This is a genomic window from Streptomyces sp. NPDC086519, assembly GCF_040686075.1.
Taxonomy (GTDB): domain Bacteria; phylum Actinomycetota; class Actinomycetes; order Streptomycetales; family Streptomycetaceae; genus Streptomyces; species Streptomyces shenzhenensis.
This window is the reverse complement of sequence record NZ_JBFBJL010000090.1, coordinates 19,122-29,290: the sequence shown is the minus strand read 5'-3', so window position 1 is coordinate 29,290 and position 10,169 is coordinate 19,122. Positions and strand designations below refer to the sequence as shown.

Here is a 10,169-nt window from a genome sequence, read left to right as displayed (position 1 = left end):
GGGGGGGGCCGCCCCGGGGGGGGGTGGCGGGGGCGGGGGGGGGGGCGGCCCGGGGGGGGGGTACTCGGGGGGCCCCCGCGCCGGCGCCCCGGGGGGCGCCCCCCGGGGCCGCCGCCGGTCGCGTGATCCGATACCGAACCTGGTGACTGGGCCCCCGTTCGCGGCGGCCCAGTCGTCGTTTCAGGCCTCCCGCAGCTCCTTGGCCAGTGCCCCGTCCCCGGTCACCGTCAGCCGTCCGGTCCGTACCGCCTCCGCGAGCCCCAACTCGCCCCGGGCCAGGGCCGTCCCCGTCCCGGTGTCCAGTACGAGCCGGGCGTCGGGCTCGCGGGGTGCGGGGCCGTCGCCGTACACCGGGCCGTCCTCCGCGCCGGCGTGGAGGTGGAAGCGCCCCTCCCCCAGCCGGACCTCGACCAGCCCCTCGCCCTCCAGGGCACGCAGCAGCGGCAGTGCGAACCAGTGGGCCCGGAGGGCGTCGGTGGGCCGGCGGTCGCCCAGTTCGGGCTCCCCCCATTTGCCCAGCGCCTGGATGACCGGCAGCAACTGCCGTCCGCGGGGGGTGAGTTCATAGACGTACGCCGCACCCGGCGGGGGCAGCCGCCGCCTGGTGGTGACCCCGTCCCGCTCCATGTCCTTCAGCCGGGAGGCGAGGACGTCCGTGCTGACCCCCGGCAGATCCGCGTGCAGGTCCGTGTAGCGGCGCGGACCGGCGAGCAGCTCCCGGACGATCAGCAGGGTCCAGCGGTCGCCCACGGCGTCGAGGGCGCGGGCCGCGGAACAGTACTGGTCGTAGCTTCGGCGAGGTGACATGCGACGCAGTCTAGACAAGATGTTGGACTTTCCAAGCTCCTACTTGGTAAAACCAAGCATCACGAGTTTCCGGAGGGGCGCATGGAGTTCCGGCAGTCCAACAAGCTCAGCGAGGTCTGTTACGAGATCCGCGGGCCGGTGATCGAGCACGCCAACGCCCTGGAGGAGGCGGGCCACAGCGTGCTGCGCCTGAACACCGGCAACCCCGCGGTGTTCGGCTTCGAGGCGCCGGAGGAGATCCTCCAGGACATGATCCGGATGCTCCCGCAGGCGCACGGCTACACCGACTCGCGCGGCATCCTCTCCGCCCGCCGTGCGGTGGCCGGGCGCTACCAGACCCTGGGCCTGGAGGTGGGCGTCGACGACGTCTTCCTAGGCAACGGCGTCTCGGAGCTGGTCTCCATGGCCGTACAGGCGCTGGTCGAGGACGGCGACGAGATCCTCATCCCCGCCCCCGACTTCCCGCTCTGGACGGCGGTGACCACTCTCGCCGGCGGCAAGGCGGTGCACTACCTCTGCGACGAGCAGGCCGACTGGTACCCGGACCTGGCCGACATGGAGTCGAAGATCACGGACCGCACCAAGGCCGTGGTCATCATCAACCCCAACAATCCGACCGGCGCGGTCTACCCCAGGGAGATCCTGGAGGGCATCCTCGACCTGGCCCGCCGGCACGGCCTGATGGTCTTCGCGGACGAGATCTACGACCAGATCCTGTACGACGACGCCGTCCACCACTCCACCGCGGCCCTCGCCCCCGACCTGGTGGTCCTCACCTTCTGCGGCCTGTCCAAGACGTACCGGGTGGCCGGCTTCCGCTCCGGCTGGCTGGTCGTCACCGGCCCGAAGCAGCACGCCAGGGACTACCTGGAGGGCCTCACCATGCTGGCCTCCATGCGGCTGTGCGCCAACGCCCCCGCCCAGTACGCCATCCAGGCCGCGCTCGGCGGCCGCCAGTCCATCCGCGAACTCGTGCTGCCCGGCGGCCGGCTGTACGAGCAGCGCGACGTGGCCTGGCAGAAGCTGAACGAGATCCCCGGCGTCTCGTGCGTGAAGCCGAAGGGCGCCCTCTACGCCTTCGCCCGCATCGACCCCAAGGTGCACCCGATCCACGACGACGAGAGGTTCGTCCTGGACCTGCTGCTCCAGGAGAAGATCCAGGTCGTCCAGGGCACCGGCTTCAACTGGCCCGCCCCCGACCACTTCCGCATCCTCACCCTCCCCCACGCGGAGACCCTGGAGACGGCCATCGGCCGGATCGGGCGGTTCCTGAGCGGGTACCGGCAGTAGCGGGCGGCGGGCCGCCCGGGCAGGCCGTCCCCATGGCCCAGCGGCCGCCGCTCCTCCTCGACGTCGACGGCCGCGCACTGCTCCTTCCGGTGGATCCGCGGCACGGCCTGCGGGCGCGTGACGTCGCCGAACCGGAGCGCTGGGTTCTTAGTCTGACGTATGGCTGATGTCTTTCTCGTCCGGCACGGCGAGACCGAGTGGTCGCGGTCCGGACGGCATACCGGGCGGACCGACGTGCCGCTCACCGAGCACGGCAGGGACGAGGCACGGCGGCTGGTGCCGCTGATCCGCTCGCATCGCATCGGTGCCGCCTTCGTCAGCCCGCTCCAGCGGGCCCGCGAGACCGCCGAGCTGATCGGCGTCCCCGACGCCCGGGTCGACGCCGACCTGCGGGAGTGGGACTACGGCGGCTACGAGGGCGTGACCACCATGGAGATCCAGCGCACCCGGCCCGGCTGGTTCCTGTTCACGGACGGAGTGGCGCCGGGCCCGACGGGCCATCCCGGGGAGAGCCCGGAGCAGGTCGGGGAGCGGGCCGACCGGATGCTGGCCAAGGTCGAGGCGGCCCTCGCCAACACGGAGGGGGTCGTGCTGCTGGTGGCCCACGGGCACTTCCTGCGGGTCCTGACCGCCCGCCGCCTCGGCCTGTCCCCGTCCGCCGGCTCCCTCTTCCAGCTGGCGACCGGGACGCTGTGCCGGCTGGGCACGGAGCACGACCGGCCGGTGATCGCGGGCTGGAACATCCGGCCCAGCGGGTAGCGGGACCACGTTGTCAGTGCCCGGTCGTACTCTTCGAATGGGCCGCCCACCAGGCGGTTGTGGACCGCAGACCATCGGGGAGGAGCATCGTGACCCGACCGCCCACCGCCGCGCAGCGGCGAGTCATCGACGCCGCCGACCCGGTCACCGGGCGGCTGCGGGGTACCGAGGCGCAGCTGACGGCACTCGTCAGGCGCGGGCTCGCCTTCCGGCACCCGCGCCCGCCACACGACCACTTCCTGACGCCGGCCGGGCATCGGATCCGGGAGGCACCGGAGCCCCCGGCCGCGCCGGAGCCCGAGCCGGCCCACGGCTTCGCCGCACGGGTCGGCGGGGAGGAGCCGGCCGACGCCGGGCCCGCCCGGGCGCGCGAGGTGCACAGCGCCTGGCAGGGGCTGCTCGAACTGCGCCGGATGACCAATCCCGACGGCGCCGTGGACCGGCCGTGCGGCTGGGAGCGTACGCACCTGGTGCGGGCCGCCGCACTCGCCCTGGAGGCGGCCGGAAACCCGCCCGAGGGGCCGGGCACCCCCGGCTACCGGGTGCGGGCCACCCCGCAGCCGGAAGCGGTCGCGGTGCACGCGCCGCCGGGCGAGCCGCTGCGGGCGTGCGCGGCCACGCTGGAGCAGGCGGGGTGGCAGACGGGCGAGTACACGGAGCCGCGCACCAGAGCGCGCTATCTGCTGGCATCGCCGCGCCGGGTGTGACGGGCGTGCCAGGATGCCGACAAGAGATCAGTGCGCCGTACACGAGACGTCGTACGCGAGACGTCGTACGCGAGACGTCGTACGCGAAGGGGAAGTCGTGAGCGAACCGTATTCCGTCCGGGTGACCGTCCGTGGTTACGAGACCGATGTACAGGGACATCTGAACCAGGCGGTGTACATCAACTACGCCGAGCACGCGCGCTGGTCGCTGCTCCAGACGGCCGGGGTCAGCCAGACCCGGCTGATAGACCGGGGCGTGGGTCCGGTCGCGCTGGAGACGACCATCCGGTACAGGCGCGAGCTGGTCGCGGGTGACGAGGTCGATGTGACCTGCGCGTTCGAGTGGAGCGGGGGCAAGACGTTCCGGGTGCACCAGAAGATCACCAAGGCGGACGGCACGCTGGCCGCCGAGGTCGACGCGGTCGGCGGGCTGCTGGACCTGAAGGCCCGCAAGCTGGTCGCCGATCCGCGCGAGATCTTCAGGGAGATCACCTCGGCCCCGGAGCTGTTCGGGCTCTGAGGCGTTCTGACACGGTGCGCGCCGTCTACACGTCGAGCAGCTCCGGCCGGTGCTCGGCGTCGTAGACCGCCCGGGCCCGCGCGATGTGGTGGCGGTTGCGCTCGGCCCACTCGGTCAGCCCCTGCAAGGTCTCGTGCAACTCCAGTGCCACCGACGTGAGTTCGTACTCCACGCGCGGGGGCACGGTCGGATGTACGGTGCGCGTCACCAGGCCGTCGCGCTCCAGGTTGCGCAGGGTGAGGGCCAGCATCCGGCGGCTGATGCCCTCGATACCGCGCTCCAGTTCCGTGAAGCGGATCGGGCCGTGCGAGGCCGCGACCAGGATCTGCACGCTCCATTTGCCGGCCACCCTGTCAAGAACCTCGCGGACGGGGCAGGCGTGCGCGTTCACGACCTGGCTGGTGGCACCGGTGTTCCTCTGGGACATCGAGCTGCCTCCTGACGCCGTCCTCCCATGGTCACTCACCATGAACCCCGTCACCGCTCGTGCCCCTTGCGCACGAGCGGTTCCTGTTGGTGTCCCTGGCGGACTACGGCGATCGCGGAGGCCGGCAGGCCATGTCGGCCTCGCCCGGCACACCGGCCGCCCCGGTGACTCCTTGTCGAACATACCCGCGTCGGGCGTCCCCCGCCGTCCTGCGCGCGGGCGCGCTGATGACGATCCTGGACGGCGCCATCCTCACCATGGCGATGCCGGCCGTCCAACGCGGCCTGGGCATCAGCGGTCCGGGGGGCGGCCTGAGTGGTGAACGCCTGTCTGATCCCGTTCGGCGGACTGCTTCTGCTGTTCGGCCGTCCGGGTGATCTGGCGGGCCGGAAGCGGACGTTCACGGCCGGACTCGCCGTGTTCACCGCGGCCTCCGTGGCGTGCGGGCCGGCCACGAGCCAGGGCGCGCTGATCACGGCGCGGGCGGGGCAGGGCGCGGGCGGGGCGGTGGTCTCGGGGGCGGTGCTCGGCACGCTGGTGTCCCGCTTCCCCGAGCCTCGTGAACAGCCCCGTGCCGTCGCGGCGTTCGGCGCGACGGGGTCGCTGGGGCCGGTGGGCGCCACCGTGGGGCACCTTCCTCGGCGGCGCACCGGCGCAGGAGCCGAGCCGGCACTGAATCCTCCTGGTCAATCTGCCGACCGGCGTGGCGACCCGGGCGGCCGCGGTCCGGATCCTGGCCGGGAGCCCGGTGCCGGGCTCGGCAGGGGCGCCTCGCGAGGCGCCTCACCCACCACGTCGGTCAGGACATCCCGAACGCACCCCTGTGGTCCTCGGCCCACTCCCGAAAGGTCCGCGCCGGCCGGCCCAGCACCTCCTGGGTGTCCTCGGTGACCACCGCGTTCCCGCCCGCGCGGACGAACGCCAGGCCGGTCAGGACGCCCTCCGCCCGGATCCCGTCCATCCCCCAGGCCGTGCGCAGGAAGTCACGGGTCTGGTCCGGGGACAGGTTCCGGGTCGGGACCGGGCGGCCCAGCACCTCGGCGAGGACGGCGGCCTGGCCGGGGACGGTGATCGCCTCGGGCCCGGTCAGGGTGTACGTCCGTGCCGCGTGCCCGGCGTCGAGCAGGGCCCGCACCGCCACCTCGGCGATGTCGCGCGGGTCGATCACGCCCGAGGCGCCGTCCCCGGTCATGTTGGGCACCGGCTCGCCCGCGCGCAGGGCCGGCAGCCAGGTCAGCGTGTTGGAGGCGAACGACGACGGCCGCAGCACGGTCCAGGCGAGCCCGCTGTCCCGCACGGCCCGTTCACCGGCCACGTGCCACTGCGCGGAGGGGCCGGAGTCCGGATCGCCGGTGCCGATGGCGGAGAGCTTCACCAGCCGCTCCACACCGGCGGTCCGGGCCGCGCCGACCAGCGCCGCGTCCTGTCCCTCGTCGGGGCCGGGCGGCCGGAGCAGGAACACGGCCGTGGCCCCGGACAGCGCGGCATCCAGCGAGGCCGGGTCTCCGTAGTCCCCGCGCACCACCTCCACCCCGGCGGGCACCCGTGCCTTCGCCGGGTCGCGGGTGAGCGCGCGCACCTTCGCACCGCGCCCGGCCAGTTGTCGTACGACGTCACTTCCGATGGTGCCCGTGGCACCCGTCACCAGGATCATGGGTCCACGGTGGGCCCGCCGGGGCGCCCGGCTCTTGGAAATTCCGGCACGGCCCGCCCGCCCGGGCGGCGATGCGCGGCGGCTACGGTGGAAGGGTGCCGATGACCATCGCCGAGCCCCTCGCGACCACGCCCGAGGCGCTGCGCCCGTGGGTCGCCGAGGTGCGGACCATGTTCTTCGCCGACCCGCCCCAGGGGCCGTTCGTCCAGTTGCCGGACGCGGGGACCAAGGTGGTGCTGCGGGTGACCGGGGACGGGCGGCGCGACCTGCTGGCCGTCGGGCCGCGGGTGCGGGCCGCCTACCACGACGGCAAGGCCCATATCGCGTGTGTGGAGCTGCGCCTCGCCCCGGGCACCGCCCGGCCGCTGCTGGGTGTTCCGGCCGCCGGGCTGGTCGGCCGGGTGGTGCCGCTGGACGCCCTGCCGGGCGAAACGGCCCGCCGGTTCGCGCGCGAGGTGCGCTGGCTGGACCCGCGCGAGGCGCTGCCGCGCATGGCCGAGGTGCTCCCCGGGCTGCTGTCCGAGCGGGCGGACCCGGTCCGGACGGCGCTGCTGCGGGCCGGTGTGGACGCGCTGTCCGTGCGGCTGGACCGGGCGCCCGCGCAGGTGCGGGAGGTCGCCCGCGAACTGGCCGTCAGCGAGCGCCAGTTGCGGAACCTGTTCACCGACGGCGTCGGCGTCTCCCCGAAGCACTACGCCCGTATCGACCGCGTCCGCACGGTCGCCGCCCGGGCGGGCAGTGCCGGCTGGTCGGAACTGGCCGCCGCCACCGGCTACTTCGACCAGGCGCACATGACGACCGACTTCCGCGCCCTGATGGGCGTGCCGCCCCGCTCGTACGTCACGGGCCGGCTGCCCGCGACGACCCCCTGCCAGTCGATCCGGCGGCTTTGACCCCGCGGGCGCGGTCCCGGTCCCGGGTGCCGTCGTGCCCCCGGCCGGTCGGCACGTCGGCTCCGAGGCGGTTTTCAGGGAGGTGGTGCGCGCGGTCGTGCGGGACCGGCGGACGGTGACCGTTCCCGGGCGCGCGCGTGGCAGCGCGCACCCGGGAGTCGACCGCCGTGGACCCGTTCCGGGGCCACGGCTCCCGGCCGGGAGCCGTCCCTTCCGACCGGAGCTCAAGTGCCTTGCGGAGGAGTGGGGTCACTGTGCGGCGATGCGGGCCAGCCGCTGGGCCTCGGCCCGGGTGGCGCGGGCGATCGCGTCCTCGTCGACGTACAGCAGGCGGTTGTCCTCGACGATCTGACGGCCGTTCACGAAGGAGGCGGTGACCGGTGCCGCCGCGCCGAGGACCAGGGCGGTCACCGGGTCGGCGATGGAGGCGTGGGCGAGGGTGTCCAGCCTCCAGAGGACCAGGTCGGCGAGCTTGCCGGGTTCGAGGGAGCCGATCTGGTCCGCGCGGCCCAGGACCTGGGCGCCGCCGTAGGTGCCGAGGCGCAGCGCCTGACGGGCGTTGAGCGCGGCCTCCTTGTGCGCGCCTAGGCGGTTGATCAGCAGCGCGTTGCGCAGTTCGGTGTGGAGTTCGCCGGACTCGTTGGAGGCGGTGCCGTCGACGCCGAGGCCGACCGGGACGCCGGCGGCGAGCATGTCGGGGACGCGGGCGATCCCGGCCGCGAGGCGGGCGTTGGAGGAGGGACAGTGGGCGACGCCGGTCCCCGTGCGGGCGAACGCGGCGATGTCGGAGTCGTTCATGTGGACGCAGTGCGCCATCCAGACGTCCTCGCCGAGCCAGCCGGTGGACTCGAAGTAGTCGGTGGGGCCCATGCCGAACAGCTCGTGGCAGAACTTCTCCTCCTCGACCGTCTCCGAGCCGTGGGTGTGCAGCCGTACCCCGAGGCGGCGGGCCAACTCGGCCCCCTCGCGCAGGAGTTCGGTGGAGACCGAGAAGGGCGAGCAGGGGGCGACGGCCACCTGGGTCATCGCGTCGAAGGAGTCGTCGTGGTGCTCCTTGACGGTCGCCTCGGTGGCGGTGAGGGCGCCTTCGAGGGTCTCGACGGCGAAGTCCGGGGGCAGGCCGCCGTCCTTCTCGCTGCGGTCCATGGAGCCGCGGGCGAGGGTGAAGCGGACGCCCGCCTCACGGGCGGCGCGGATGATCGCGCCGGACAGGTCGCCGGAGCCCTTCGGGTAGACGTAGTGGTGGTCCATCGCGGTGGTGACGCCGCCCCGGGCCATCATCGCGAGCGAGCCCTGGGCCGCCGCGTACACCATGGGCTCGTCGATGCGCGCCCAGGTCGGGTAGAGCGCGACCAGCCAGTCGAAGAGGTTGTGGTCGGTGGCCAGGCCCCGGGTGATCCACTGGTAGTAGTGGTGGTGGGTGTTGACCAGGCCGGGCGTGACCAGGTGGCCGGTGGCGTCGATACGGCGTACGACGTTCTCCAGGCCCTCGGGGGCACGGCCCGCGCCGAGCGACTCGATGCGGTTGCCGGCGATGACGACGTACCCGTCCGCGTACTCGGTGTCGTGGGCGTCGACAGTGGCGATCGAACAGTTCTCGATGACGATGCGCTGGTCTGCTGCCATGATTCGTCCTTCTCGCTCAGTGGACCTGTGGTGAGGGCACGGCAGGACCCCGGGGATGCGGGTGCCGCGGCCGGGGAGCCCGAGAAGCCTGCTTCCCCAACCGAGGGTGCCGAAAAGGGTGGGTCGGAGGAGGGTGGGTCAGAGGTTGGTGAGGTCCACCGGGATCTTCGCCGCGCAGCCTTCCCGCAGGACGGTCGCCTCGATCAGGCCGTAGGGACGGTCGGCGGCGTAGTACACCTCGTTGTCGTTCTTCAGGCCGAACGGCTCCAGATCCACCAGGAAGTGGTGCTTGTTCGGGAGTGAGAAGCGGACCTCGTCGATCTCACCGCGGTTGTCGATGATCCGCGAACCCATCTGGTACAGGGTCTGCTGGAGCGAGAGGGAGTACGTCTCGGCGAAGGCCTGGAGCATGTGCGTCCTGGTCTGCTCGTAGGACGTCTCCCAGTCGGGCATCTCCTGTTCGTCGTCGGTCCAGTTGAACCGCCAGCGCCCGGAGACCTGGGTGGCCAGGATGCGGTCGTAGGCCTCGGGGAGGGTCGTGTACTTGTCCTTGACGTAACCCCAGAACTCCGAGTCGGTGGAGTTCATCACGACGAGGTCCTTGAGGCCGGAGACGACCTCCCACCGCTCGCCGTCGTACGTGATCTGGGTGAGCCGGGTCTCCTGCCCCTTGCGCACGAAGGAGTGCCTGGCGGCGTCGGCGCCGATGGACTGCGGGCCGGCGCCGGAGGCCTCGATGCGCTCCCAGGCGTACTCCTCGATCCGGATCCGGGCCCGGTGGATCGACTCCTGCGAGGTGACGAAGTGGCGGGCGAGATGGATGCCGAACTGCTCGGCGGACTCGATGCCGTGCTCCTTGGCGAACGCGAACACCGTGTTCTTGGTGGTGTCGGTCGGCAGGACGTTGGCGTTGGAGCCGGAGTAGTGGACCTCGTCCATGTCGCCGGAGAGCGACACCGACACGTTGAGGTCCTTGACGTGGTGGGTGGCGCCGTCCCGCGTGATCTTCACGACCCGGTTCTCGGCCTTGCCGTACTGGTTCTGGCCCAGGATCACAGGGCGGCCGGGGCGGGGGTTGTCGGTCATCTAGCTAGCTCCCTCGGTAAACGGAGTAGCCGAACGGGTTGAGCAGCAGCGGTACGTGGTAGTGCTCGCCCGGGACGACGGCGAAGGTGACCGCCACCTCCGGGAAGAACACGGCCGGTCCGCTGTCCCGATTCGCGGGGGCGTCCTGCTGCGCATCGGCTTGCTTCTCTTCGAGGTACGGCTCCACCGCGAAGTCGAGCCGTACGTGTGTGGTGGCCTCCGGCAGCGCCGGCAGGTCCCTGCACCGGCCGTCCGCGTCGGTCGCGCTGCCGCCGAGCGCCTGCCACTCGGCGTCCCGGCCCCGACGGGCCGCCAGCCGGACGGCGACGCCCGCGGCGGGGCGGCCGACGCTGGTGTCCAGGATGTGGGTGGACACGGAGGCGGTGGTGCTGGTGCTCAT

13 protein-coding genes are annotated in these 10,169 nt (G+C 72.7%); 7 read left to right on the top strand and 6 right to left on the bottom strand.

Annotated elements, in window-relative coordinates; translation table 11 throughout:
- Positions 1 to 180: 180 nt before the first annotated feature.
- Positions 181 to 807 (bottom strand): winged helix-turn-helix transcriptional regulator, encoded by a 627-nt coding sequence (locus AB0P24_RS43635; RefSeq protein WP_365804276.1) that lies wholly within the window; start codon positions 805 to 807, stop codon positions 181 to 183.
- 81 nt (positions 808 to 888) lie between these two features.
- On the opposite strand from AB0P24_RS43635, the gene AB0P24_RS43630 reads away from it, so the two are divergent.
- The 5 genes from AB0P24_RS43630 (at position 889) to AB0P24_RS43610 (ending at position 4,083) form a co-directional block, all read left to right on the top strand.
- Positions 889 to 2,097, top strand: a complete 1,209-nt coding sequence (locus AB0P24_RS43630; RefSeq protein WP_365804274.1) for a pyridoxal phosphate-dependent aminotransferase — start codon at positions 889 to 891, stop codon at positions 2,095 to 2,097.
- A 32-nt stretch (positions 2,098 to 2,129) separates the two neighbouring features.
- The gene (locus AB0P24_RS43625) at positions 2,130 to 2,264 is read left to right on the top strand and encodes a hypothetical protein (RefSeq protein ID WP_365804272.1); all 135 of its coding nucleotides are present in this window, start codon (positions 2,130 to 2,132) and stop codon (positions 2,262 to 2,264) included.
- The gene (locus tag AB0P24_RS43620) at positions 2,257 to 2,856 is read left to right on the top strand and encodes a histidine phosphatase family protein (protein WP_365804270.1); all 600 of its coding nucleotides are present in this window, start codon (positions 2,257 to 2,259) and stop codon (positions 2,854 to 2,856) included. The genes AB0P24_RS43625 and AB0P24_RS43620 overlap by 8 nt, the downstream gene beginning before the upstream one ends.
- Before the next feature lie 89 nt (positions 2,857 to 2,945).
- Complete coding sequence (locus AB0P24_RS43615) at positions 2,946 to 3,563, top strand: hypothetical protein (protein WP_365804268.1); 618 nt, start codon at positions 2,946 to 2,948, stop codon at positions 3,561 to 3,563.
- A gap of 97 nt (positions 3,564 to 3,660) precedes the next feature.
- The gene (locus AB0P24_RS43610; protein WP_365804266.1) at positions 3,661 to 4,083 is read left to right on the top strand and encodes an acyl-CoA thioesterase; all 423 of its coding nucleotides are present in this window, start codon (positions 3,661 to 3,663) and stop codon (positions 4,081 to 4,083) included.
- 25 nt (positions 4,084 to 4,108) lie between these two features.
- On the opposite strand, the gene AB0P24_RS43605 is transcribed toward AB0P24_RS43610, so the two are convergent.
- Positions 4,109 to 4,510: a helix-turn-helix domain-containing protein gene (locus tag AB0P24_RS43605; protein ID WP_365804264.1), complete on the bottom strand. Its 402-nt coding sequence runs from the start codon at positions 4,508 to 4,510 to the stop codon at positions 4,109 to 4,111.
- Positions 4,511 to 4,825: 315 nt separating this feature from the next.
- On the opposite strand from AB0P24_RS43605, the gene AB0P24_RS43600 reads away from it, so the two are divergent.
- A complete protein-coding gene (locus AB0P24_RS43600) occupies positions 4,826 to 5,401 on the top strand; it encodes an MFS transporter (protein WP_365804262.1) in 576 nt (191 codons plus the stop codon).
- On the opposite strand, the gene AB0P24_RS43595 is transcribed toward AB0P24_RS43600, so the two are convergent.
- Positions 5,310 to 6,164 (bottom strand): SDR family oxidoreductase, encoded by an 855-nt coding sequence (locus AB0P24_RS43595; protein WP_365804260.1) that lies wholly within the window; start codon positions 6,162 to 6,164, stop codon positions 5,310 to 5,312. The genes AB0P24_RS43600 and AB0P24_RS43595 overlap by 92 nt on opposite strands.
- Positions 6,165 to 6,265: 101 nt before the next feature.
- Here AB0P24_RS43595 and AB0P24_RS43590 point away from each other — a divergent pair, with 101 nt between their 5' ends.
- A complete protein-coding gene (locus tag AB0P24_RS43590; RefSeq protein WP_365804278.1) occupies positions 6,266 to 7,057 on the top strand; it encodes a helix-turn-helix domain-containing protein in 792 nt (263 codons plus the stop codon).
- A 249-nt stretch (positions 7,058 to 7,306) separates the two neighbouring features.
- Here AB0P24_RS43590 and AB0P24_RS43585 read toward each other — a convergent pair whose 3' ends face one another.
- The 3 genes from AB0P24_RS43585 to uraH all read right to left on the bottom strand — a co-directional run bounded on the left by AB0P24_RS43585 (position 7,307) and on the right by uraH (position 10,169).
- Positions 7,307 to 8,683, bottom strand: coding sequence for an 8-oxoguanine deaminase (locus AB0P24_RS43585; RefSeq protein ID WP_365804258.1), 1,377 nt, complete (start codon positions 8,681 to 8,683; stop codon positions 7,307 to 7,309).
- A gap of 138 nt (positions 8,684 to 8,821) precedes the next feature.
- On the bottom strand, positions 8,822 to 9,769 hold the full coding sequence (gene pucL / locus AB0P24_RS43580; RefSeq protein WP_365804255.1) for a factor-independent urate hydroxylase: 948 nt from the start codon (positions 9,767 to 9,769) through the stop codon (positions 8,822 to 8,824).
- 4 nt (positions 9,770 to 9,773) lie between these two features.
- Positions 9,774 to 10,169 (bottom strand): hydroxyisourate hydrolase, encoded by a 396-nt coding sequence (uraH, locus tag AB0P24_RS43575; RefSeq protein WP_365804252.1) that lies wholly within the window; start codon positions 10,167 to 10,169, stop codon positions 9,774 to 9,776.

Bases quoted from the DNA above. Each gene is read 5' to 3' on its own strand.
- AB0P24_RS43635 (WP_365804276.1), bottom strand. From the start codon at position 807: ATGTCACCTCGCCGAAGCTACGACCAGTACTGTTCCGCGGCCCGCGCC.
- AB0P24_RS43630 (WP_365804274.1), top strand. From the start codon at position 889: ATGGAGTTCCGGCAGTCCAACAAGCTCAGCGAGGTCTGTTACGAGATC.
- AB0P24_RS43625 (WP_365804272.1), top strand. From the start codon at position 2,130: ATGGCCCAGCGGCCGCCGCTCCTCCTCGACGTCGACGGCCGCGCACTG.
- AB0P24_RS43620 (WP_365804270.1), top strand. From the start codon at position 2,257: ATGGCTGATGTCTTTCTCGTCCGGCACGGCGAGACCGAGTGGTCGCGG.
- AB0P24_RS43605 (WP_365804264.1), bottom strand. From the start codon at position 4,510: ATGTCCCAGAGGAACACCGGTGCCACCAGCCAGGTCGTGAACGCGCAC.
- AB0P24_RS43595 (WP_365804260.1), bottom strand. From the start codon at position 6,164: ATGATCCTGGTGACGGGTGCCACGGGCACCATCGGAAGTGACGTCGTA.
- AB0P24_RS43590 (WP_365804278.1), top strand. From the start codon at position 6,266: ATGACCATCGCCGAGCCCCTCGCGACCACGCCCGAGGCGCTGCGCCCG.
- AB0P24_RS43585 (WP_365804258.1), bottom strand. From the start codon at position 8,683: ATGGCAGCAGACCAGCGCATCGTCATCGAGAACTGTTCGATCGCCACT.
- pucL (WP_365804255.1), bottom strand. From the start codon at position 9,769: ATGACCGACAACCCCCGCCCCGGCCGCCCTGTGATCCTGGGCCAGAAC.
- uraH (WP_365804252.1), bottom strand. From the start codon at position 10,169: ATGAGCACCAGCACCACCGCCTCCGTGTCCACCCACATCCTGGACACC.